Source organism: Janthinobacterium aestuarii, from assembly GCF_046113285.1.
Taxonomy (GTDB): domain Bacteria; phylum Pseudomonadota; class Gammaproteobacteria; order Burkholderiales; family Burkholderiaceae_D; genus Janthinobacterium.
Window position 1 is genome coordinate 882,409 of record NZ_CP142524.1, and the last position, 23,773, is coordinate 906,181.

The following is a 23,773-nucleotide window of genomic DNA, read 5'->3' on the forward strand; positions in this document are numbered from 1 at the left end:
GTGCATTTTTCAAATCGTTGATTTAAAACAAGTTTTTCCTGGCACACGGATTGCCTAGGTAAGGGTGCCGAACCGGCATACAAGACCAAGGAAAGCCTGATGAAAACGACTCCCTCCCTCCGCGCCATTGCCGCCGCCGTCTGCGTGCTGGCCATGCCCCTGTCCGTGCAAGCCCAGGCGAGCCTGCCGGCCAGCGCCGCCGCCACTGCGGCCGCTGTCAGCCAACCCTCTGCCGCCGCCGCGCTCAAGCGCTATGAACTGCAAACCAATATCGTCGACGGCAAGATGGTGTTCATCGATGCCAAGGGCCAGGTCAACCCCGTGTTGGCGGCCAAGGTGGGCGACACGGTCGAACTGGTGCTGAAAAGCGGCGAAGGCGCCGAGCACGATCTGCTGATCCCGGAACTGAACGTGGCATCAAACAAGTTCAGCGCCAACAGCGGCAGCACCACCGTGCGCTTCAAGGTCACGCGCGCGGGCACGTTCACCTATTACTGCTCGATTCCCGGCCACCGCCAGATCGGCATGGAAGGCAAGCTGGAAGTCGCCGGCACCTCGCTGGCCGAAGCCGGGGCACAGAAGGCCGCTGGCGCCGGCAACGCTGCCGGCGAAGCGAGCCAGGCCGCGGCGCTGGCCCTATACACGCCTGCGCCGTCGCCGATGCGCGGCCCCGATCCATCGGCCGTCAGCGTGGCCGCCAACCCGGCGCAGGTGCCTTCCGCCATAGGCGCGCGCGCGCCGCAAACCCTGAAATACCGCATGGAGACGGTGGAACTGCCGGGCAAGCTCGATGACGGCACCAGCTTTACCTACTGGACCTTCAACCGGCAAGTACCGGGCCCGATGCTGCGCGCGAAGGTGGGCGACACGGTGGAACTGACCCTGTTCAATGCGAAAGACAGCAAGATGATCCACTCGATCGACCTGCACGCGGTGACGGGCGGCCATGGCGGCGGACAGCACACGCAGGTGGCGCCGGGGCAGGAAAAGACGGTGACCTTCAAGGCGCTCAATCCGGGCCTGTTCGTCTACCACTGCGCCACGCCGCTCGTGCCGCAGCATATCGCGGCCGGCATGTACGGCATGATCCTGGTCGAACCGGAAGGCGGCCTGTCGAAGGTCGACCGCGAGTATTACGTGATGCAGGGCGAGATGTACACGGGCCGTCCGCACGGCGCCCCCGTGCACCAGGAACCGAACCTGGAAAAAATGGCCAATGAGCTGCCCGACTACTACGTCTTCAACGGCGAAGTGGGCGCCCTGAGCAAGACGCACAAACTGCAGGCCAAAGTCGGCGAGACCGTGCGCATCTATTTCGGTGTCGGCGGCCCGAACAAGATTTCGTCGTTCCACATCATCGGCGAGATCTTCGACAAGGTGTACAGCGAAGGCTCGATCAGCAGCCCGAAAAACGACGTGCAAACCACGCTGGTGGCGCCGGGCGGCGCGACCATCGTCGAACTGAAGGTACAGCATCCTGGCAGCTATCTGCTGGTTGACCATGCGCTGTCGCGCGCCGGCAAGGGCGCCGTGGGCGTGCTGGAAGTGACGGGCGAAGCCGTGCCCGGCGTCTACCACGCGGGCGCCGTCCAATAAAACAACCCCCCATTCATCATCAAGGAACTGCTATGGAAATGATCGACCTATCCCTGGGCCAGCTGGCCCGCCGCATCCCCGGCGCCACGCGCCTGTTCGATGCGCACCGCCTCGATTTCTGCTGCGGCGGCAACAAGACCCTGCGCGCGGCGGCCGAAGCGGCCGGCGTGGACGCGGCGCCCATCGTCAAGGAACTGCAAGTGCTGGCCGGACGGATTGACGCCAGCGGCGAGCGTGACTGGCAGGACGCCCCGGCCGCCGAGCTGGTGGAACACATCCTGGCGCGCTACCACGTCGTGCATCGCGAGCAGCTGCCCGAGCTGATACGCCTGGCGCGCAAGGTCGAGCAGGTGCATGGCGACCGCGCCGACTGTCCGCACGGGCTGGCGGAACACCTGTCGGCCATGGCGCAGGAACTGGAAAGCCATATGCGCAAGGAGGAAGACGTGCTGTTCCCCATGATCGTGCGCGGCCAGGGCCCCCGGGCCGGCGCGCCCATCAACGTGATGCGCATGGAGCACGACGACCATGGCGTGGCCTTGCGCGCCATGGAGGCGATGACGAACGATATCACCGCGCCAGCCGGCGCCTGCACCACCTGGCGCGCGCTGTACACGGGCCTGCGCACCTTCCGCGAAGATCTGATGGCGCACATCCATACTGAAAACAATATCCTGTTCGAGCGCTTTGCGCCGGCCGTGGTGCACTGACAAAGGAAAGACCCATGGGGCCCTACAAAAAACTCTGGTTCACCCTGATCGGTGTGCTGATCGTGACGTTTTCGCTGCTCGGCTACTACGGCACGGAAGTGTATCGCCAGGCGCCGCCCATCCCCGCGCAAGTGCTGGCGCAGGATGGCCGGCAACTGTTCGACCGCGAGGGCATCCTCGACGGCCAGACGGCCTGGCAATCCGTCGGCGGCATGCAGCTTGGCTCCATCTGGGGCCACGGCGCCTACCAGGCGCCCGACTGGACGGCCGACTGGCTACACCGCGAACTGACGGCCTGGCTGGAACTGGCCGCGCAAGAGCAGCATGGCAAGGCGTACGCGGCGCTCGACGGCCCCGCGCAGGCGGCGCTGCGCGAAGCGCTCAAGCTGGAATACCGCGCCAACCGGGTCGATGAAGAACAAGTACTGCATCTGTCGGCGCGCCGCGTGCAAGCGATCGCCAGCACGGCGCACTATTACGACCAGCTGTTCTCGGACGCGCCTGCGCTGCACGCCAGCCGCGAGCATTTCGCCATGAAGGAAAACACCTTGCCCAGCGCCGCGCGGCGCGCGCAGATGACGCAGTTCTTCTTCTGGACGGCGTGGGCCGCCGCCACCGAACGTCCGGGCCAGAAAGTGACCTATACGAACAACTGGCCGCACGAACCGCTGATCGGCAACCAGCCGAGCGGCGAAAACCTCGTCTGGTCGGTCGCCAGCGTGGTGGTGCTGCTGGCCGGCGTGGGCTTCCTCGTCTGGGGCTGGGCCTTCTTGCGCGACCACGACGAAGCGCTGCCGGCGGCCGGTCCGCGCGATCCGCTCACCACGTTCGCGCTGACGCCTTCGCAGCGGGGACTGGGCAAGTACCTGTTCCTCGTGGTGGCGCTGTTCATCTTCCAGGTCTTCATCGGCGGCTTTACGGCGCATTACACGGTGGAAGGACAGCAGTTCTACGGCATCGACGTGTCGCGCTGGTTCCCGTATGCGCTCACGCGCACCTGGCATATCCAGGCGGCGCTGTTCTGGATCGCCACGGGCTTCCTGGCCGCCGGCCTGTTCCTCGCCCCGCTGATCAATGGCGGCAAGGACCCCAAGTGGCAGCGCCTCGGTGTCGACGTGCTGTTCTGGGCCCTCGTCGCGGTCGTCGTCGGCTCGTTCATCGGCAATTACCTGGCCATCGCGCAAGTGATGCCGCCCGAGTGGAATTTCTGGCTCGGCCACCAGGGCTATGAATATGTGGACCTGGGACGTTTGTGGCAAATCGGCAAATTTGTCGGCATTCTGCTGTGGCTCGTGCTGATGCTGCGCGGCGTCGTGCCGGCCCTGCGCCAGCCGGGCGGCGACAGGAACCTGCTGGCGCTGCTGACCGCGTCCGTGGGCGCCATCGGGCTGTTCTACGGCGCCGGCCTGTTCTACGGCGAACGCACGCATTTATCCGTGATGGAGTACTGGCGCTGGTGGGTGGTGCACCTGTGGGTGGAAGGCTTTTTTGAAGTGTTCGCCACGACGGCGCTGGCCTTCATCTTCTCGACCCTGGGCCTGGTGTCGGTGCGCATGGCCACGACGGCCAGCCTGGCGTCGGCCTCGCTGTTCATGCTGGGCGGCATACCCGGCACCTTCCACCACCTGTACTTTGCCGGCACCACCACGCCCGTGATGGCCATCGGCGCCAGTTTCAGCGCGCTGGAAGTGGTGCCGCTGATCGTCTTGGGCCACGAAGCGTGGGAAAACTGGCGCCTGAAGGAGCGCGCGCCGTGGATGGAAAACCTGCGCTGGCCCCTGATGTGCTTTGTCGCCGTCGCCTTCTGGAACATGCTGGGCGCCGGGGTGCTGGGCTTCATGATCAATCCGCCCGTGGCGCTGTACTACATCCAGGGGCTCAACACGACTCCCGTGCATGCGCATGCGGCGCTGTTCGGCGTGTACGGCTTCCTGGCGCTGGGCTTTACCTTGCTGGTGCTGCGTTATCTGCGGCCCGACTACCGCTTCAGCCCTGCGTTGATGAAGACGGCGTTCTGGGGTTTGAACGGGGGACTGGCGCTGATGATCTTTACCAGCTTGCTGCCGATTGGCATCATCCAGTTCCACGCCAGCGTGACGGAAGGCCTGTGGTATGCGCGCAGCGAAGGCTTCATGCAGCAGCCTTTGTTGCAGAACCTGCGCTGGATACGCACCTTCGGCGACGTGGTGTTCATCGTCGGCGCCGTCGCCATGGCACTGCAGGTGGTGCTGGGGTTGCTGGACAAGGCGCCGAAGGCAGCTGTACTGCAGCCTTCAGCGGCATAGCCCGGTTAACGCCTGCGGACGCAGTCGATATACGCGTCCGTATCCGGCGGCAAGCCCGAGCGCTGCGAAGCCCAGATCATCTGGCCCAGACATTCCATCACTTCGTGCTGGGCCGCATGGGCCGAATCGAGGCGCTGGGTCAGTTGCTGGACGGCCGGGCGGATGCCGCGCGGCTGGTCCACCTGTACCTGCTCCGTGATCGACAGATGCATGGACAGGTGCAGGAAAGGATTGGCCTGGCCCCCTTCGACGGAGTAATCGCGCGCCAGCGCCGCTTCGACGTCGGAGAGCTCGTTTTCATACTCGGGATGTTCGAGGATCCAGTCGAGCGCGATGGCTTCCATCGGCGTGAGGATTTCGTGGGCGCGGTGCTTGCGCAAGGTGTCGCAAAAGAAGCGGCGCACGTCGTCGGAAGAGGGGTTGAACATGGCTGTAGGACTGTGGCTAAGGGGCAGCCGGCATTGTACCGCGTACGTCAATTCAAGGCATCGGAGATGCCCTTTTTGCCGTCCGGCGTCCGCTTTCGTGACCCGATAGTCACCGCAATTTAATACCCTGCAGTAAGTATTATCCACTACCGCCACGGCCCGGCGGCGCCAAATAACGGTGATAAAATCGCCGCTCTTGATATTTGCTCTGGACACGACGGCGATTTTGTTGCCATTGCGTGCTTCCATTGCCCGCACCTTTGCCACCAGATCTTGCTCCTGGCTTATCCCGGAGCGCGGCAGCATGCCTATCACCATCAACCTTGACCTGTCCGGCCGCCCTGGCGTTCCGGCTGGCCGGCTGTTTTTCATTCAACACAGCGATGGTGCCGCCACGGTGGCGCGCAAGAATCATCCTTCAGTATTCATAAACGGAGTTACGTATGCGTAAATCGCTATTACTTTTGATGTCGTGCCTGATCCTGGCGGCATGTAACAAGACCCCTCCGGCCTCGTCCGAAAAACCGGTCGACGTGCTGCTGATCGGCGCCGGCACCATGAGCGCCACCCTGGGCAGCATGCTCAAGGAACTCGATCCCTCGCTGACGATGGAAATGGTCGAGCGCCTCGATTCCGTGGCCGCCGAAAGCTCGGACGCGATGAACAACGCAGGCACGGGCCACTCGGCATTTGCCGAACTGAACTACACGCCCGAAGCGGCCGACGGCAGCATCGAGACCAAGAAAGCCGTTGCCATCAACGAGCAATTCGAAATTTCCAAGCAATTCTGGGCCTATCAGGTGGCCAACAAGCACCTGGGTGCGCCGCAAACCTTCATCAACAACGTGCCGCACATGGCCTTTGTGTGGGGCGACGACAATATTGCCTTTTTGAAGAAGCGCTACGCCGCGCTGCAAAAGGAAAACCTGTTCAAGGGCATGCTGTACTCGGAAGACCAGGCGCAGATCGAGCAATGGGCGCCGCTCGTCATGCAAGGGCGCGACAAGGGCCAGAAAGTGGCGGCGACGCGCATGGAGATCGGTACCGACGTCAATTTCGGCAACCTCACGCGCGGTCTCGTGAAATACCTGACGGACAGCCACGGCATGGTGCTGCACCTGCGCCACCAGGTGGAAGACATCCGGCGCGGCGCCGACGGCGTGTGGAACGTGACGGTGAAAGACCTGGCTGCCGGCAAGGAAAAAACCATGCGCGCCAAGTTCGTCTTCATCGGCGCCGGCGGCGGTTCTCTGCCGCTGCTGGAAAAATCGGGTATTCCTGAAGCCAAGGGCTACGGCGGCGTGCCGGTGGGCGGCCAATGGCTGGTGACCACCAATCCGGAACTGGTGGCGGCGCATGCGGCCAAGGTCTACGGCAAGGCGTCCGTCGGTTCGCCGCCGATGTCCGTGCCGCATCTGGACACGCGCATCATTGATGGCAAGAAAGCCCTGCTGTTTGGACCGTTTGCCACCTTCTCGACGAAGTTCCTGAAAAACGGCTCGTGGATCGACTTGCCTGCCTCGATCGGCACGGGCAATGTGAAACCGATGCTGCAAGCCGGCTACGACAATATTCCGCTGACGAAGTATCTGGTGGAACAGGTCATGAATACGCCGGAAGACCGCCTGAAGACCCTGCGCGAATACTTGCCGAACGCCAAGATGGAAGACTGGACCCTGCAAAACGCCGGCCAGCGCGTGCAGATCGTCAAGGATGACCCTGTCAAAGGCGGCTTGCTGCAGTTTGGCACGGAAGTCGTCGGCGCCGCCGATGGCAGCATCGTCGCCTTGCTGGGTGCTTCGCCAGGCGCCTCGACCGCGCCGCCCATCATGATCAAGGTGCTGCAAACGGCCTTCAAGAGCCGCCTGGCCACGCCGGAATGGCAAGCGAAGATGGTGGAAATGGTGCCGTCGTACGGTCAAAAGCTGAACAACGACCCGGCCCTGGCCAACAAGATCCGCCATTACAGCAGCAATATCCTGGGCTTGAAAGCCATCACGCTCGACGTTCCCGCTGCTGCGCCAGCGCCGGCGGCAAACTAAGCCAGCCTGACCGGCAGGGGAGTTTCCTGCCGGCATGAAAAAAGGGGCAGCCTGTTCAGGCTGCCCCTTTTGCGTGGGAGCGTGCGTTCATTGCGGCGGACTACTCCTTGCCCGGCAAGATCAGCTCCGGCGTACACCCTTCGGCGGCGATGCCGTCGCAAGGCTTGGCCAGTGCCGCGCCGTCCTGTGCCCGTGGCGCATAGGGCTGGCGCAGGTAGCGCGACGTGTGGCGGTGCGCTTGCTGTGCGTTGCCATGCACGGGCCAGGTCAGGAAGCGGGACAGCTCCTGCAAGGCGCGCTGGTACACATCGCGTTTAAATTCAATGACGACATCGAGCGGGACCCAGTATTCATGCCAGCGCCAGGCGTCGAACTCGGGATGGTCGGTCAGGCGCAGATTGACGTCGTTATCGCGCGCGCACATTCTCAGCAGAAACCAAATCTGCTTCTGGCCACGGTAATGGCCGCGAATCTCGCGCTTGATGAAGTGGTCTGGCACTTCATAGCGCAGCCAGTCGCGGGTGCGGCCGACAATTTTGACGTGTTCCTGTCTGAGTCCGATTTCCTCTTCAAGTTCGCGAAACATGGCTTGTTCCGGTGTTTCGCCATATTTGATACCGCCTTGCGGAAACTGCCATGAGTGCTCGCGCACCCGCTTGCCCCACCACACCTCGTTCTGGGCGTTTAGCAGGATGATGCCGACGTTGGGCCGAAACCCTTCACGGTCGAGCATAATGCACCTCAAACTTTCTGCGACAGTGCGTCCTTTTTTACATAATTACCCACAACTTCGCAAGCCGGTGACCTTTTCGGGGTGCGAAAAGCGCCGGAATCGCACCAATTGAGCGCATTTGTGTAAAGTATGGACGCATCAGCCAGCTAATCCTTTAAAATTAGGTTGATTATAACCCTCTCTTTTTAAAAAGAATTCACCGTTATGCGCGCCTCCCGTTTTTTTATTTCCACACTTAAAGATGCACCTTCTGACGCGGAAATCGTCAGCCACCAATTGATGATGCGTGCAGGCATGATCAAACGCCTCGGTTCCGGCATCTATACCTACATGCCGATGGGCTTGCGCGTGATCCGCAAGGTGGAAGCCATCATCCGTGACGAGATGAACAAAGCCGCCGCCATCGAACTGCTGATGCCGCTCGTGCAGCCGGCCGAACTGTGGCAGGAAACGGGCCGCTGGACCAAGATGGGCGACGAACTGATGCGCGTGAAAGACCGCCACGGCCGCGAATACGCGATCCAGCCCACGTCGGAAGAAGTCATCACGGACGTCGTGCGCACGGAAATCAAGTCCTACCGCCAGTTGCCGTTGAACTTTTATCACATCCAGACCAAGTTCCGCGACGAGCGCCGCCCACGTTTCGGCCTGATGCGCGGCCGCGAATTCACCATGAAGGACGCGTATTCGTTCGACCGCGACCTGGCCGGCATGCAGGCGTCGTACAAGGTCATGTTTGACGCCTACACGCGCATCTTCACGCGTTTCGGCCTGAAATTCCGCGCCGTGGCGGCCGACAACGGCGCCATCGGCGGTTCCGGTTCGCATGAATTCCACGTCATCGCCCACACGGGTGAAGACGCGCTTGTGTACTGCCCGACGTCCGACTACGCCGCCAACATGGAAGCGGCCGAAGCGCTGCCGCCAGCGGGCGAGCGCCCGGCCGCCAGCCAGGCGCTGACCAAAACGGCCACGCCGGACACCGTCAAGTGCGAAACCGTGGCCGCCTTGCTGGGCATCGAGCTGTCGCGCACCGTGAAAACCATCGCCCTGACGGTGGAAACGGCGGGCAAGGATGAAAAAATCACGAAACAGCATTTCATGCTGCTGCTGCGCGGCGATCATGAATTGAACGAGATCAAGGTGGGCAAGGTTGCCGGCCTGGCCGGTCACCGTTTCTCGACGGAAGCGGAAATCCTGGAAGTCTACGGCACCATCCCCGGCTACCTGGGCCCGATCGGCACGAAGGCACCGGTCACCGTGGTGGCGGACCGCACGGTCGCCCACATGAGCGACTTCGTCTGCGGCGCGAATGAGGCCGGTTTCCACTACACGGGCGCCAACTGGGGCCGTGACGTGGCCGAGCCTGCCATCGTGGCCGACTTGCGCAATGTCGTCGCCGGCGACGCGTCGCCGGACGGCCAGGGCGCACTGGCCATCGAGCGCGGCATCGAAGTGGGCCACGTGTTCCAGCTGGGTACGGCGTATTCGGAAAGCATGAAAGCCACCTTCCTCGACGAGAACGGCAAGCCTGCGCCGCTGCAGATGGGTTGCTACGGCATCGGCGTGACGCGCATCCTGGGCGCCGCCATCGAACAAAACTTCGATGACAAGGGCATCATCTGGCCCGCCTCGATCGCGCCGTTCGAAGTCGTGCTATGCCCGATGGGCATGGATCGCAGCGAACTGGTCAAGGACGAGACGGAGAAGCTGTACGCGGCCCTGCAAGGCGCTGGCGTGGACGTCATCGTCGACGACCGCGGCTTGCGCCCTGGCGCCATGTTCGCCGACTGGGAACTGATTGGCGTGCCGTACCGCATCGTCATCGGCGAACGGGGCCTGAAAGAAGGCAAGCTGGAATACCAGGGCCGCCGCGATGCGGAAGCGACCGGCGTGGCGCCGGACGAGATCGTCGCCTTCATCCAGGGCAAAATGGCGCAGTGAAGCGCTTATCGGTAAGCAAGGCGGCCGGCGCGCTCGCGCTGGCCGCCGGCCTGGCCTGCGCCTTCACGGCGCAGGCCGGCAACCAGAAGGAGGAGGCGCTGGCCGACTCCGTCCGCCTGGCCCTGTCGCATGCGATCCGCGACGAACGCCCGCCGCAGCCCAAATTTGCCACGCCCGCCGAGCTGCAGCGCTACCAGCAATGGCTGGCGCAGATGTCGCAGCGCTTGCAGCGCAAGCTGCCGGACGCCCAGCTGCGCACGGAATTCCTGGAAACCGTCTGGTACGAAGCGCGCCGCGCGGGCCTGGAACCGGCCCTGGTGCTGGGTCTGATCCAGGTGGAGTCGGCCTACCGCAAATATGCCGTTTCGCTGGCCGGCGCGCGCGGCTACATGCAGGTGATGCCATTCTGGACGGGCGTCATCGGCGACCATGACCGCAGCAAGCTGTTCCACATGCAGACGAATCTGCGCTACGGCTGCGCGATCCTGCGCATGTACCTGGATATGGAAAAGGGCGATTTGTACCTGGCGCTGGGCCGGTATAACGGCAGCCGGGGCCGGGCCGAGTATCCGAATGCGGTAAGGGCGGCTTGGAAGCAGTGGGAAGTCAAATAAAGGCTGGGGTCAGACCCCCGGCAGCGTTGGCGCAGGGCTCTGTATTAACGGTGTTGAGGGTCTGACCCCGGGTGAATGGGGCGGACGTAGGTCGGATTAGGTCTGAAAGACCGTCATCCGACAACATGGTTGACCCCGCAGCAAAAAAATGCCCCGCTCGCAGTAAAGCGGCGGGGCACTCACACGGCGTAGACGCCCTGTGCGTATCTGATTATTTCAAATGATCGGAGATCAGTTTCGTCATTTCAAACATGGAGACTTGGGCTTTGCCGCCGAAAACAGCTTTCAGCTTGTCGTCCGCATTGATCATGCGGCGGTTGGCCGGATCTTGCAGATCGAGTTTTTTGATGTAATCCCATACCTTTTTGGTCACTTCCGTGCGCGGCAGTGGTGCTGCGCCAACAACGGCGGCCAGATCTTTCGATGGCGTCATTGCTTTCATGAATGCTGCGTTTGGCTTGCGTGGTGTTGCCGGTGCTGCCGCTTTCTTCGCCGCTGCTGGTTTAGCTGCTGCCTTGGCTGCGGGTGCTGCTTTCTTGGCGGCTGCAGGCTTGGCTGCTGCTGCTTTGGCTGGCGCTGCTACTGGGGTTTTTTTGGCTGTTGCCATCTTCGAGCCTCCTTAACAAACACATGGGAAATTGCGCAATTAATCGCACGGCTAATATTGGTGTGGATTTACCTTGTATGCAAGTGTTTTTCACGTTTTCACGAGGAAAAAGCAGGGAAATGGCAATGCTGTCGCCCGGGCGCACCGCTTGGGAGCGCAGAACGGGGTTTTTACCCGTAAATGGCATGGTTGCTGGCTATGCGGGGAGGGGCGCTGCGGAGGGAGGGAAGCGTGATGCCGGACACATGAAAATGCAATCCGGCATTATTTGAAACGGTGTTTTTTGATCTATCGACTTTCGATACGCGGCGTAAAAAAGGCCTTCAAAATCACAGCGAGCGGAGGTGATTTGTGGCGGAGAAGCGCAACCGTACTTTAGTACGGTGAGCATCGCCGGCCGCAAGGACCACCGCGCAGCGGATTTTGAAGCCTTCTACTACCTCATGCCAGGCATCATGCCCTTCATACTGCGCATCATCTTCATCATGCCGCCGCCCGACAATTTCTTCATCATCGTCTGCATCTGCTCGAATTGCGTCAGCATGCGGTTCACTTCCTGCACCTGCACGCCGGCGCCGGCGGCGATGCGGCGCTTGCGCGTGGCCTTGATCAGTTCAGGCTTGGCGCGTTCCTGCGGCGTCATCGAATCGATGATGCCGCACATGCGGCGCACCTGTTTATCGGCCTGATCCATGTTCTTGCCGCCCGCCGCCTGCTGGAACTGGGCCGGCAGCTTGTCCATCAGGTTGGCCATGCCGCCCATTTTCTTCATCTGGCCCAATTGCGCCTTGAAGTCGTTCATGTCGAACTTGCCGCCGACCTTGATCTTTTGCGCCAGATCGGCCGCCGCCTTGCTGTCGACGCCCTTGCGCGCCTCTTCGACCAGCGCGAGGATGTCGCCCATGCCGAGAATGCGGTTGGCCATGCGGGTCGGATCGAATGCTTCCAGGCCGTCGAGTTTTTCCGAGACACCGGCAAACTTGATCGGTTTGCCCGTGATGTGGCGCACCGACAGGGCGGCACCGCCGCGCGCGTCGCCATCGAGCTTGGTCAGCACGATACCGGTCAGCGGCAGCGCATCATTGAAGGCCTTGGCCGTGTTGATGGCGTCCTGGCCCAGCATGGCGTCGACAACGAACAGGGTTTCGATCGGTTTCACGGCGCCGTGGACGGCGGCGATTTCGCGCATCATCTCTTCGTCGATACCGAGACGGCCCGCCGTATCGATGATCAGCACGTCGTGGTAGTGCTTTTTCGCCCAGTCCAGCGCGGCCAGGGCGATATCGACCGGCTTGTCCGTGCTGGTGGACGGGAAGAAGTCGGCGCCGACCTGGGCGGTGACCGATTGCAGCTGGGCGATCGCGGCGGGACGGTACACGTCGGCCGAGACGGTCAGCACTTTCTTCTTCTTTTCTTCCTTCAGGTACTTCGCCAGCTTGCCGACGGTGGTGGTTTTACCCACACCTTGCAGACCGGCCATCAGGATGATGGCGGGCGGCTGTTGCGCAAAGCTGATCTGCGACGCTTCCGGTCCCAGGTCGGCGCCCATCAGGGCGGCCAGCTCGCGCTGCACCACGCCAACGAGGGCCTGGCCTGGCGTCAGCGAGGAAATGACATCCTCGCCCATGGCTTTTTCTTTGACTTTGGCGATGAATTCGCGCACGGCGGGCAGGGCGACGTCGGCTTCGAGCAGCGCCAGGCGCACTTCGCGCAGCATGTCGGCGGTGTTCGCTTCGGTCAGGCGCGCCTCGCCGCGCATGGTCTTGACGACTTTGGCAAGCCGTTGGGTGAGATTATCTAGCATGATGAACCTGCAATGAAAAGCTTGGGAGTGGGCGGCGCAAGCCGGACGATGGCCGTCATTTTACCTTATCGCGGGTGGCTGGCGGTCCCGCGCAGCAGCGCCTGGCGGTTGGCCGGCTTTTGAATGAGTTGGTATTTCTGCCAATGCCGCGATTGCATGAAAGTCAAAAACACGGTTAAAATGAGAATAATTCTTATTTACATTCGTGGGCGCGTCGCGCCAGACCGGAAAGGGATGCCATGTCGGCCGCCGATTTTGCACAGCAACAAGACCTGCACGCGCTCTACAGCAGCCATCACGGCTGGCTGCAGGGCTGGCTGCGGCATAAGCTGGGCAATGCGGGCGACGCGGCGGATCTGGCGCAAGACACCTTCATCAGCGTGCTGACGGCCGCTTCCGCGCCGCAGATCCGCGAAGCGCGGCCTTTTCTCGCCACCGTCGCGCGCCGCCTGGTGGCGCACCGCTACCGCCGGCAAGTGCTGGAAGACGCCTACCTGGAGGCGCTCGCCTGCCTGCCGCCCGAGGTGGTGCCCGCGCCGGAAGCGCGGCTGCTGGCGCTGGAAGCCTTGCAGGAGATCGACCTGGCCCTCGACGGCTTGCCGGGTCCCGTGCGCACGGCGTTCTTGCTGGCGCAGCTCGAAGGCCTCAGCTATGCCGAGATCGCCGCGCGTCTGAACGTGTCGGCCAGCTCGGTCAAGCAATACCTGACGCGCGCCAACCGCCAGGTGTTTTTCTCGCTGCCGGCATGAGCACGGCGGCAGAACCGGCGGCACCGCCAGCCATTCGCGAGGACGTGCAGCAGCAGGCGGCCGAGTGGCTGACCGTGCTGATGTCGAGCGAGGCCAGCGAAGCGCAGCACGCCGCCTGGCAGCGCTGGCGCGCCGCCGACCCGGAACATGAACGGGCCTGGCGGCATATCGAAGCGGTATCGCGGCGCTTCAACGGCTTGCACCGCGGCGCGGCCGCGCAGGCGCTGGCCGGCACGCAGCGCAAAGCCGTCAACGGCAAGCGGCGCCAGGTGCTGGCGTGGCTGGGCGTGGCGGCCGGCGGCGGCATGCTGGCCGCGCAGACGGGCGCCTGGGACGGCGTGCGCACCCTGCGTGCCGACTACCGCACGGCCACGGGCGAGCGGCGCGAGGTGGTGCTGGACGATGGCAGCGTGCTCAGCCTGAATACGGGATCGGCCGTCAACGTGCGTTTCGACGCCAGCCGCCGCCTGATCGAACTGCTGGGCGGCGAGATCCTCGTCGTTAGCGGCCACGGCGCCGGCAGCGCCGCGCCTTTGGTGGTGGCCACGCGCGAAGGCCTGGTGCGCGCGCTGGGCACGCGCTTTGCCGTACGCCAGCAGGATGACTACAGCACGGTGGACGTGTTGGAAAGCGCCGTTGAAATCCGTCCCCGCGACAGTGCCGGCGCGCCAATGCTGCTGGCGGCCGGGCGCGGCGTGGCATTTTCCCGCCAGACGCTGGACGCGCCGCACGCCATCGCTGCGTATGCGCATGCCTGGTCGCGCGGGCAGCTGATCGTCGACGACGTGACCCTGGGCGATTTCCTGGCCGACCTGGCCCGCTACCGCCCCGGCGTGATCGACTGCGCGCCGGCAGTGGCCCAGCTGCGCCTGTCGGGCGTGTTCCCGCTGGCCGACACGCAGCGCATTTTGAACATGCTGCCCAACTCGCTGCCGGTGCAGGTCCGCAGCCGCACGCGCTATTGGGTCAGTGTCGAGCCGGCGTCATAGCACGCTGCGCAGAAATATTTAGCCATCCGGCTGCCCGTTTTTCGTTTTCGCGGCACCTACAAGGTAGGCGCCTGTTTTTTACCGTCTCATGACGCCATTACTATCAGGAACTTTCATGTCGCACGCTTTGCCTTTTGTCAGTTTGCCATCCTCTCACTCCTCACTGCGTCCGCTGGCGCAAGCTGCCGCGGCCCTGTGCCTGGCCGCCAGCCTGCCGGCGCTGGCGCAGCAGGCGCCAGCCATTCCCGCGACCGAGCAAACCATGCTCGGCGTGTCCGTCACGGCGGGGCGCGATGCGACGACGGAAGGCAGCGGCTCCTACACGACGGGCGTGAGCAACACGGCAACCAAGCTGAACCTGTCGCTGCGCGAAACGCCGCAGTCGGTCAGCGTGCTGACGCGCCAGCAGATCGACGACCTCGGCATCACGACCCTGGACGATGCCGTGCAGTCGATCACGGGGCTGGTCATGCAAAAAGGCAACTTTACGGGCGATTCGGGCAGTTTCAGCGCGCGGGGCTTTCCAATCGACAACATCCTGTTCGACGGCTTGCCTACCAGCCTGGGCGCGAACGGCACGTTCAATGGCGACAATGACGACCTGGCCATCTATGACCGCATCGAGGTGGTGCGCGGCGCCACGGGCTTGATGACGGGCAGCGGCACGCCCAGCGCGGCCATCAACATGGTGCGCAAGCGCCCGACGGCCACGCCGCAAGCGTCGTTCTCGGCCAGCATCGGCAGCTGGAGCAACTACCGCCTGGAAGCCGATGCGGCCAACGCGCTCAACGCAGCGAAGACCCTGCGCGGGCGCATGGTCGTCACGGTGCAGGACAAGAAGGATTTTGTCGACGTGCTGCATGGACGCAATCACCAGCTGTACGGCATCATCGAGGCCGATCTGCGTCCCGATACCACGTTGACCGTGGGCGCCCACTACCGCAAGACCGATAACGACGGCGTGACAACGGGCGTGGTGACGGCCGCCGACGGCCGCTTTTTGCATTTGCCCCGTTCCACCTACCTGGGCAGCGATTTCGACGGCTGGCGCCAGACCGATAAAACCATCTTCGCCGAACTGGAACACCGCTTCGCCAACGGCTGGAAGGCCAAGCTGGCGGCCACGCGCAAGACGCCCGAGATCGACACGACCTTTTCCGGCATCAACCGCCGCGGCGACACCCTGCGTTTCAATTCGCAAAGCTACCGCGCCGAACTGGCCAACACCAGCTATGACGCCTATGCCAGCGGCAGCTACAGCCTGTTCGGCCGCGAGCACGAGCTGACGGTCGGCGCCAGCCACCGCCGTTCGTCGAAAAACAGCTATGGCGGCTGGGCGCCGTACAGCTGGGGCGCGGCTGCGCCCGTGCTCGACCCGTTCCACTGGGACGCGGGCAGCGTGGCGCGCCCCGTCATCAATTACGCGCAGTGGCGCACGGCCAGCATTACCGAGCAAAGCGGCGTGTATGCGGGCACGCGCCTGCGCCTGACCGAGCCGCTGTCGCTGGTGCTGGGCGGGCGCGTGAGCTGGTACAAGGACGATGCCGGCTACTCGGTGGCGCGCGAATTCACGCCGTACGCCGGTGTCGTGTATGACCTCGACAAGCAGCATTCCGTGTACGCCAGCTGGACCGAGATCTTCCAGCCGCAGGCGTCCACCGATGCCAATGCGCAGCCGTTGAAGCCGATCAGCGGCACCAACTATGAAGCGGGCGTGAAAGGCGAATACTTCGGCGGCGCCCTCAATGCCAGCGCGGCCGTGTTCCAGATCCGCCAGCAGAACCGCGGCGTGGACGACCTGGCCGGTCCGAATCCCTGCCCCGGCAGCACCTGGGGCTATTGCCAGCGCGCGTCGGGCGAAGTGCGCAGCGAAGGCGTGGAACTGGACGTGGCGGGCGCGCTGACGCCGGACTGGCAGCTGTCGGCCGGTTTTACGTATGTGAAGGCGCAATTCACGCGCGACAGCGATCCGGCCAATATTGGCAAGGATTTCAACAGCCGCTATCCGCGCCAGCAGCTCAAGCTGGCCACCAGCTACCGCCTGTCCGGCGCGGCACAGGGCTGGCGCGTCGGCGCGTCGGTGTACGGGCAGGGCGCGACCGAGTCGAGCGACGGCACCTACCATCTGCGCCAGGGCCGCTATGCGATCGTGGGCCTGAACGCGGCCTGGCAGATCGACAGCCGCGCCGAGCTGCGCCTGAACGTCAACAATGCGCTGGACAAGCGCTATTACCAGAGCATCTATTCCGATGTCTTCGGCAACCTGGTCGGGGCGCCGCGCAACGTGATGCTGACATTGAACTACAAACTGTAAACAATCACTTTTGAATGACCTATCTTGATGAAGGATGCATGGCTTATGGATGTGCAGTTGAATCTGGCCCACGCCAGTAATGGCGTGAGCCGGCGTATGCCACGGGGAGTGCCGCGATGATGAAGTCGGCCAACATGATGTTGTTCTCGCGCGTGCTTGCCGCCGTCTTTGGCGGCTATGCGCTCACGTCCGGCGTGGCCGTGCTGCTGGCGGCCGTGCTGCCGCTGTCGCGCGCCGAAGCCGTGCTGACGGCGACCCTGAGCGCCTTTGTCGTCTACACCTGCGCCGTGATCTGGGTCTTTGCCGTGCAGGACCTGCGCCGCGCCTGGCTGGGCATGCTGTTGCCAGCGATCCTGTGCGGCGGCATCGGCCTGCTGCTGTCGCGGGGTGCAGCATGAACGCCGTCAAGGCAGACAAAGTGGTGAAAACGCCGCAGCAGGGCGGCCTGCGCCAGGCCATGGCCTGGCTGCATACGTGGAGCGGCCTGTGGATTTCCTGGCTGCTGTTCGCCATCTTCCTGACCGGCACCCTGGCCGTCTTCGACGACCCGATCGGGCACTGGATGACGCCCGAACACGCGTTGGAAGAAGCGGCGCATGCGAACGATCCGCCGTTGCCGAAGGTCACGGACCGTGGCCACCGCCTGGAGCTGGCGCTCGATTTCATGGCGAAGGAACACCCGAAGGCGGACATGTGGGAAATCTGGCCCGTGCAGCGCCCCGGCCACGGCCTGTCCGCCTACTGGTTCCAACCCAGCGGCGGCTATGGCTCGGCGGAGCTCGATCCGCTGACGGGCGCCGTCATCGAACATGCGCGCGAGGCAACGGAACGGGAAACCATCGGCGGCCACCATTTCGTCGATTTCCACTACGAGCTGCACGCGGGGCGCATCGGCGTCTGGATCGTCGGCATCACCACCATGATCATGCTGGTGGCGCTCGTGAGCGGCGTCATCACGCACAAGCGCATCTTCAAGGATTTCTTCACCTTCCGCCCGGCCAAGGGCCAGCGCTCGTGGCTCGACGCGCACAACGCCGTGGCCGTGCTGACCTTGCCGTTCCAGTTCATGATCGCCTACACGGGCCTGGCATTTTTCAGCGATGACTATGTGCCGGCCCCCGTGGCCGCGCAATACGGCATGGACAATCCCAAGAAAGCCTTTTTGAGCGACTGGAACGACGCGGGAAAACCCGTGAAGACGGGCCAGCCGCTGGCCATTCCCGCGCTGGAATCGTTCGCGCAGCGCGCCGAACAGTCCATCGGCCAGGAAATCCGCGCCGTGGTACTGGACAATCCGAACGACGCCTCCATGCGCGTGTGCATGTACGGCTGGAATGAAGAGACGGATACGATGGAACGCATCAGCGCCAACACGGGCAGGGCTTGCTATGCGCTGGCCACGGGCGAGCAGACCGCCTTGCGCCTGCCCGGCGCGTCCGACACGGGCGGCGCGGGCCTGACGCGCTCCGTCATGTCGAATCTGCACATGGTGGGTTTTGGCGGCACGCCCATGCGCTGGCTGTACTTCTTCTGCGGCCTGGCCGGCACGGCCATGATGGGCACGGGTGCGATCATGTTCATGGTCAAGCGCCGCCAGAAGTCGGGCGGCGAGTTCGGCGCTTACACGCAGCGCGTCTACCGCGTCATCGAATGCCTGAACGTGGCGGCGATTGCCGGCCTGTCCATCGCCTGCGTGGGCTTCCTGTGGGCGAACCGTTTGATCCCCGTCGGCCTCGAGCACCGCGCCGGCTGGGAAGTGCGCGCCTTCTTCGGCGTGTGGTTTTTGATGCTCGTGCACGCCTGCGTGCGCGCGGAAAAGCGCGCGTGGATCGAGCAACTGGGCTTGCTGGCCGCCCTGTGCCTGCTGCTGCCTGTGCTCAATGTCCTGAGCACGGGCGACAACCTGGCGGCGCAAATCGCGCGCGGCGACTGGGAAAGCGCCGGCGTGGAGCTGGGCAGCATGGCCTTCGGCCTGCTGGCCGCCTGGGGCGCGTGGAAAGTCCACCAGCGCAAGGAAAAACCGGTGAAAAAGGCTGCTGCCAAGGAAAGCGCTACGCCCTCGGTCAGCCTGCACGTCACTACGGAAGGACAGTCATGATTAACACCATCCTGTGCGCGCTGGGCCTGTCGTATGCGGGCATGGCCAGCCTCTCCCTGGCGATGGACCGCCACCATGGCCAGGTCTGGGGCAGGGACGCGGCGCCGAACGTGCGGCGCGCGCTGCAGCTGGCGGGTGCCGTCCTGCTGGCGCTGGCCATCTGGCCTTGCGTGGCCGGCTGGAGCGCCACCGTCGGCGTCGTCGCCTGGCTGGGTTTCATTTCGGCCGGCGCGCTGCTGGTGGCCCTGCTGCTGCCGTATGCGCCCCGATTGCTGTTGCGTAGTTCCCTGCTGGCAGCCGTCGCCGCGCTGGCAGGTCTTGTGACGTTCCTGCGGTGATGTCCACCGCTATTTTCAAGGATAGACCGATGTATTTTTCACGTTTGGCGACACCGATTTACTGTATCTGCAACCGCAAGGCGGCTTCCTGATGGCGGCCCGCCTGCCTTCGCGCCGCGCCCGCATCCTCGGCGGCGTGGTCTTGCTGGCGCTGTTTGGCGCCGGCGCACTGTGGGCCACGCGCGGCCCGGCCACCGTGTTCGACACGGCACCCGTCAAGCGCGGCAATATCGAGGCCAGCGTCACGGCCATCGGCACCCTGCAGCCGCAAACCTATGTCGACGTGGGTGCGCAGGTGTCGGGCCAGATCACGCGCCTGCACGTGCAGCCCGGCAGCGCCGTGGAAAAAGGCCAGTTGCTGGCCGAGATCGACCCCAGCGTGCAGCAAGCCACGGTCGATGCGGGCCGCGCCGCCCTGGCGGGCTTGCGCGCGCAGCTGGCCGACCAGCAGGCGCAGCACCGCCTGGCGGGCCAGCAGCACGTGCGCCAGAAGCAGATGGCCAAGTTCGATTCGACGCCGCTGGCCGACCTGGAGACGGCCGAAGCCACCCTGGCGTCGGCCGGCGCCAAGATCGACCACCTGAAGGCGCAGATAGACCAGACCCAGGCCAGCCTGAAGGCGGACGAGGCGCGCCTCGGCTATACGCGCATCTACGCGCCCATGGCCGGCAAGGTGGTGGGCCTGGACGCGAAGGAAGGGCAAACCCTGAACGCCACCTACCAGACGCCGAACATCCTGCGCATCGCCGACCTGTCGGCCATGACCGTATGGACGGAAGTGTCGGAAGCGGACGTGCGCCGCGTGCGCCCGGACATGCCCGTGTACTTCACCACCCTGGGCGGCGACCAGCGGCGCTGGAGCGGCAAGGTGCGGCAAGTGCTGCCGGCGCCGCCGGTGCCCGGTGGTTCCGCCGCCGGCACGGCCCTGGCGCCGTCGACCAGCAAGGTGATCTTGTATACCGTGCTGTTCGACGTCGATAACGCCGATGGCGAATTGATGCCGCAGATGACGGCGCAAGTGGTGTTTGTCACGGCAGCGGCGAACAATGTGCTGGCCGTGCCCTTGCCGGCCCTGAAACCATCGACGGAAGAAGGCGCCAAGCCGGGGCAGTTCACGGCCCGCGTGATGGATGCGGACGGCAAGGTCGATACGCGCGCCGTCACCGTGGGCGTGCGCAACCGCCTCAGCGCGGAAGTGCTGCAAGGCTTGCGCGAAGGCGAATTGCTGGTCACGGGCGAGCAGCCGGCCGGCAGCGGCAGCAGCAGGTTCCAGCTGTGAGCGCGATGAGCGAGGCCGCGTCGCTGGGACAAGCGGGACAGCCGGACCAAGCGGCGCCGTTGATTGAATTGCAAGGCATCCGCAAGCGCTACGGCGGCCATGATGGCGCGCCGGCCGTGGAAGTGCTGCGCGGCCTGACCCTGGCTATCGGCGCCGGCGAATTCGTCGCCATCGTCGGTGCGTCCGGTTCCGGCAAGTCGACCCTGATGCATTTGCTCGGGTGCCTGGACCGGCCCAGCGACGGCAGCTACCGCTTCGCCGGCCAGGACGTGGCCAGCCTGAATCCCGATGAACTGGCGTGGCTGCGGCGCGAGGCGTTCGGCTTCGTCTTCCAGGGCTACCACCTGATCGCCACCGAATCGGCGCGCGAAAACGTGGAAGTGCCGGCCCTGTACGCGGGCATGCCGGCCGCGGCCCGCCACGCCCGCTCGGAAGCGCTGCTCAAGCGCCTGGGCCTGGGCGAGCGGCTCGATCACCGGCCAAACCAGTTGTCGGGCGGGCAGCAGCAGCGCGTGTCGATCGCGCGCGCGCTGATGAATGGCGGGCGCATCATCCTCGCCGATGAACCGACGGGGGCGTTAGATAGCAGCAGCGGCACCGAAGTCATGGCCCTCTTGGGCGAACTGGCCGACGCGGGCCACACCATCATCCTCATCACGCATGACCGCAAGGTGGCGGCCCAGGCGCGCCGCGTGATCGAGATCAGCGACGGCGAAATCATCGCGGACTCGGGCGCCATCGCCATTCCCGCCACATCGACGGCCCTGCCGCCGCTGGACATGTCGCGCGCCGCGCACGACACGGGCGCGTCGCTGGGCACGGAATTGCTCGATGCGGCGCGCGCCGCCTGGCGCGTGCTGTGGATCAACCGCTTCCGCACGGGCTTGACCCTGCTCGGCATCGTCATCGGCGTCGCTTCCGTGATCGTCATGCTGGCCATCGGCCTGGGCACGCGCCAGCAAGTGATGGCGCAACTGGGCGCCTTCGGCTCGAACTTGCTGTACATGGCGTCGCGCGGCGAAAGCTCGCGCATCCCCGGGCGCAGCATCACCCTGGCCGACCTCGATGCGCTCAAGGACGTGCCGGGCATTTCCCACGTGCTGCCGAATGTCACGGGCAACAAGGTGATACGCCACGGTAACCTCGACGTGCAGACCTATGTGCGCGGCACGGGGCCGGCCCTGCCGCAGATCCAGACCTGGCCCGTGGCCAAGGGCGGTTTCTTTACCGAGGAAGACGAGCGCGAAATGGCCACCGTGGCCGTGCTGGGCGCGCACCTGGCCGAAAAGCTGATGCCCGACGTGCCCAATCCCGTGGGGCAGAGCATCCTGATCGGCAATGTGCCGTTCCAGGTGATCGGCGTGATGAGCGCGAAAGGCGCGCTGACGGGCGAGAAGGATGAAGACGACGTGCTGCTGCTGCCGTTTTCCACGGCCGGCATCCGCGTCTTCGGCCAGCGCGAGCCGACGTACACGGTGATGGCGGTGGACGACGTCAAGCGCGTGACGGAGGTGGAGGCGGCGGTCGACGCCACCATGTTCGAGCGCCACCGCATCCGCGACTACGGCATCAGCAATGCGGCCGCGTCGATCGCCGCCGAAGCCAAGACGCAGGACAACATGACCATGATGCTCAGCCTGATCGCCGCCGTCTCGCTGGTGGTGGGCGGCATCGGCGTCATGAACGTGATGCTGATGACGGTGCGCGAGCGCACGCGTGAAATCGGTATCCGCATGGCGACGGGCGCGCGCCGGCGCGACATCCTGCGCCAGTTCCTCACCGAAGCCGTGCTGGTGTCGGTGGTGGGCGGCGTGGCCGGCATCGTGGTCGGCGTGACGGTGGCCGGCCTGCTGCTGGTCTGGGACGTGCCCGTGATCTTTTCGCTCAGCGCCATCGCCGGCGCGTTTGCCTGCGCCGTGGTGACGGGGCTGGTGTTTGGCTTCATGCCGGCGCGCAAGGCGTCGGGACTCGATCCGGTGGTGGCGCTGGCGGGACAGTAACGCTTCATGCAGCCGGGCTTGCTGCTCCCGGATTCGCCTGTCTTTGCGCTGCTGCAACAGCGCCAAGGCAGGCTTTCCATAAAAAAGATTGCTCCTGACTCAACACACGGTACTATCTCCCCATAATAAAAAAGCAGTGTTTCGCGTAGTTCTGCCCATGCGGGCACACACCAACCACCACAGGAGAAGCCGATGTACAAGAAATTGACCTTGAAAACGGGTATCGCCGCCGCCCTCATGCTGGCGTTCGGCATGGGCGCCGTGCAGGCACAGGCGCAGGAAGTCGTGCGCCTGGGTAACTTGAAATTCGCCCACTACGGCGCCGTGTCGTACATCAAGGAAATCGCGCCCAAGTGCGGCATCAAGGTCGAAGAGCATGTCTTCGCCAAGGGCCTCGACGTGATGCAGGCAATTATCGCGGGCGAGCTGGACGTGGGCGCGACGGCGTCCGAAGCGGCCATTTCCGGCCGCGCCGGCGGCGCGCCGATCTATGTGGTGGCCGGTTTTGCCAAGGGCGGCGCGCGCCTGGTGGCGGGCGCCGGGCAAAAGATCGCCAGCGTCAAGGAACTCAAGGGCAAGCGCGTGGGCGTGACGCGCGGCGGCATCCAGGAAGTGCTGCTGCTGGCCGAGCTGTCGCAGGCGGGCCTGACGTATTCGGAAACCAAGGGCAAGGACGTGCAGCTGGTGTTTCTCGCCTACGCCGACTTGAACCAGGCGCTGATGGGCAAGAATATCGACGCCATGATGCAGTCGGAGCCGCAATCGTCGCAGGCGATCAACAAGGGATTTGGCACCGAAGTCATCAAACCGTACGACACGCCGATCGGCGAGCCCGTGCGGACCATGGTGATGACGGAAAAGTTCTACAAGGAACGCCGTCCCGTGGCGGAAAAATTCATGCGCTGCTTCGTCGAAGCGACGAAAACCTTTATCGACAACAAGGCGACGGCGGAAAAGTATGTGCGCGAAGTCGTGTTCCGCGGTCAGATCACGAAGGATGACTTCGACGACGCGATCAGCAATTCGCCGTATTCGTACGACATCTCGCCCGAGCATATCCAGGTCACCACGGACGTGATGGTGAAAACGGGCGTGGGCCGCATGACGAAACCGCCCGTGGCCAAGGACTGGGTCAAGACGGACTTGCTGGAGCAGGCGAAAAAGAGCCTGAACGTGAAGTAAATCAGGCAACCATTAAAAAAACCTCCGTGCCAGCGATGGCGCGGAGGTTTTTTTGTGGAGG

20 protein-coding genes are annotated in these 23,773 nt (G+C 64.1%); 16 read left to right on the forward strand and 4 right to left on the reverse strand.

Annotated elements, in window-relative coordinates; all coding sequences use genetic code 11:
• The first annotated feature begins 99 nt into the window (after window positions 1–99).
• Genes nirK through OX462_RS03990 form a run of 3 tightly spaced genes read left to right on the forward strand, consistent with a single transcriptional unit; the run spans window position 100 to window position 4,591 of the window.
• Entirely contained in the window at window positions 100–1,596 is a 1,497-nt protein-coding gene (gene nirK, locus OX462_RS03980; RefSeq protein ID WP_409027829.1) for a copper-containing nitrite reductase, read from the forward strand.
• A 32-nt stretch (window positions 1,597–1,628) separates the two neighbouring features.
• Window positions 1,629–2,306, forward strand: coding sequence for an iron-sulfur cluster repair protein YtfE (ytfE, locus tag OX462_RS03985; RefSeq protein WP_409027830.1), 678 nt, complete (start codon window positions 1,629–1,631; stop codon window positions 2,304–2,306).
• 14 nt (window positions 2,307–2,320) lie between these two features.
• On the forward strand, window positions 2,321–4,591 hold the full coding sequence (locus tag OX462_RS03990; RefSeq protein ID WP_409027831.1) for a nitric-oxide reductase large subunit: 2,271 nt from the start codon (window positions 2,321–2,323) through the stop codon (window positions 4,589–4,591).
• A 5-nt stretch (window positions 4,592–4,596) separates the two neighbouring features.
• Here OX462_RS03990 and OX462_RS03995 read toward each other — a convergent pair whose 3' ends face one another.
• A complete protein-coding gene (locus tag OX462_RS03995) occupies window positions 4,597–5,019 on the reverse strand; it encodes a DUF1841 family protein (protein WP_070218599.1) in 423 nt (140 codons plus the stop codon).
• Window positions 5,020–5,323: 304 nt separating this feature from the next.
• Here OX462_RS03995 and OX462_RS04000 point away from each other — a divergent pair, with 304 nt between their 5' ends.
• Together OX462_RS04000 and mqo are read left to right on the forward strand one after the other, a co-directional pair.
• The gene (locus OX462_RS04000) at window positions 5,324–5,470 is read left to right on the forward strand and encodes a hypothetical protein (protein WP_409027832.1); all 147 of its coding nucleotides are present in this window, start codon (window positions 5,324–5,326) and stop codon (window positions 5,468–5,470) included.
• Window positions 5,463–7,061, forward strand: coding sequence for a malate dehydrogenase (quinone) (gene mqo / locus OX462_RS04005; RefSeq protein ID WP_409027833.1), 1,599 nt, complete (start codon window positions 5,463–5,465; stop codon window positions 7,059–7,061). The genes OX462_RS04000 and mqo overlap by 8 nt, the downstream gene beginning before the upstream one ends.
• A 100-nt stretch (window positions 7,062–7,161) precedes the next feature.
• On the opposite strand, the gene OX462_RS04010 is transcribed toward mqo, so the two are convergent.
• Window positions 7,162–7,794, reverse strand: a complete 633-nt coding sequence (locus OX462_RS04010; RefSeq protein ID WP_409027834.1) for an RNA pyrophosphohydrolase — start codon at window positions 7,792–7,794, stop codon at window positions 7,162–7,164.
• Window positions 7,795–7,998: 204 nt separating this feature from the next.
• On the opposite strand from OX462_RS04010, the gene OX462_RS04015 reads away from it, so the two are divergent.
• Together OX462_RS04015 and OX462_RS04020 are read left to right on the forward strand one after the other, a co-directional pair.
• Window positions 7,999–9,738 (forward strand): proline--tRNA ligase, encoded by a 1,740-nt coding sequence (locus OX462_RS04015; RefSeq protein WP_409027835.1) that lies wholly within the window; start codon window positions 7,999–8,001, stop codon window positions 9,736–9,738.
• Window positions 9,735–10,352: a lytic transglycosylase domain-containing protein gene (locus tag OX462_RS04020; RefSeq protein ID WP_409027836.1), complete on the forward strand. Its 618-nt coding sequence runs from the start codon at window positions 9,735–9,737 to the stop codon at window positions 10,350–10,352. Before OX462_RS04015 ends, OX462_RS04020 begins: the two co-directional genes overlap by 4 nt.
• Window positions 10,353–10,563: 211 nt before the next feature.
• Here OX462_RS04020 and OX462_RS04025 read toward each other — a convergent pair whose 3' ends face one another.
• Window positions 10,564–10,959, reverse strand: a complete 396-nt coding sequence (locus OX462_RS04025) for an SWIB/MDM2 domain-containing protein (RefSeq protein WP_071650146.1) — start codon at window positions 10,957–10,959, stop codon at window positions 10,564–10,566.
• A gap of 436 nt (window positions 10,960–11,395) precedes the next feature.
• Window positions 11,396–12,763 (reverse strand): signal recognition particle protein, encoded by a 1,368-nt coding sequence (gene ffh, locus OX462_RS04030; protein WP_034746567.1) that lies wholly within the window; start codon window positions 12,761–12,763, stop codon window positions 11,396–11,398.
• 239 nt (window positions 12,764–13,002) lie between these two features.
• Here ffh and OX462_RS04035 point away from each other — a divergent pair, with 239 nt between their 5' ends.
• From OX462_RS04035 to OX462_RS04075, 9 genes are all read left to right on the forward strand, one after another.
• Window positions 13,003–13,512 carry a sigma-70 family RNA polymerase sigma factor gene (locus OX462_RS04035; protein WP_099410760.1) on the forward strand — a complete coding sequence of 170 codons (510 nt, stop codon included), beginning with the start codon at window positions 13,003–13,005 and terminating at the stop codon, window positions 13,510–13,512.
• Window positions 13,509–14,501: a FecR domain-containing protein gene (locus OX462_RS04040; protein ID WP_409027837.1), complete on the forward strand. Its 993-nt coding sequence runs from the start codon at window positions 13,509–13,511 to the stop codon at window positions 14,499–14,501. Before OX462_RS04035 ends, OX462_RS04040 begins: the two co-directional genes overlap by 4 nt.
• Before the next feature lie 115 nt (window positions 14,502–14,616).
• Window positions 14,617–16,815 (forward strand): TonB-dependent siderophore receptor, encoded by a 2,199-nt coding sequence (locus tag OX462_RS04045; protein ID WP_409027838.1) that lies wholly within the window; start codon window positions 14,617–14,619, stop codon window positions 16,813–16,815.
• Window positions 16,816–16,931: 116 nt separating this feature from the next.
• Window positions 16,932–17,213: a hypothetical protein gene (locus OX462_RS04050; RefSeq protein ID WP_083287002.1), complete on the forward strand. Its 282-nt coding sequence runs from the start codon at window positions 16,932–16,934 to the stop codon at window positions 17,211–17,213.
• Window positions 17,210–18,913 (forward strand): PepSY-associated TM helix domain-containing protein, encoded by a 1,704-nt coding sequence (locus OX462_RS04055; RefSeq protein ID WP_409027839.1) that lies wholly within the window; start codon window positions 17,210–17,212, stop codon window positions 18,911–18,913. The genes OX462_RS04050 and OX462_RS04055 overlap by 4 nt, the downstream gene beginning before the upstream one ends.
• Entirely contained in the window at window positions 18,910–19,251 is a 342-nt protein-coding gene (locus tag OX462_RS04060) for a DUF3325 domain-containing protein (RefSeq protein ID WP_070218591.1), read from the forward strand. The genes OX462_RS04055 and OX462_RS04060 overlap by 4 nt, the downstream gene beginning before the upstream one ends.
• A 91-nt stretch (window positions 19,252–19,342) precedes the next feature.
• Window positions 19,343–20,530: an efflux RND transporter periplasmic adaptor subunit gene (locus OX462_RS04065; protein ID WP_099410762.1), complete on the forward strand. Its 1,188-nt coding sequence runs from the start codon at window positions 19,343–19,345 to the stop codon at window positions 20,528–20,530.
• A gap of 5 nt (window positions 20,531–20,535) precedes the next feature.
• Window positions 20,536–22,530, forward strand: coding sequence for a MacB family efflux pump subunit (locus OX462_RS04070; protein WP_409028726.1), 1,995 nt, complete (start codon window positions 20,536–20,538; stop codon window positions 22,528–22,530).
• Window positions 22,531–22,722: 192 nt separating this feature from the next.
• Complete coding sequence (locus OX462_RS04075) at window positions 22,723–23,712, forward strand: ABC transporter substrate-binding protein (RefSeq protein WP_409027840.1); 990 nt, start codon at window positions 22,723–22,725, stop codon at window positions 23,710–23,712.
• The last annotated feature ends 61 nt before the right edge of the window (window positions 23,713–23,773 follow it).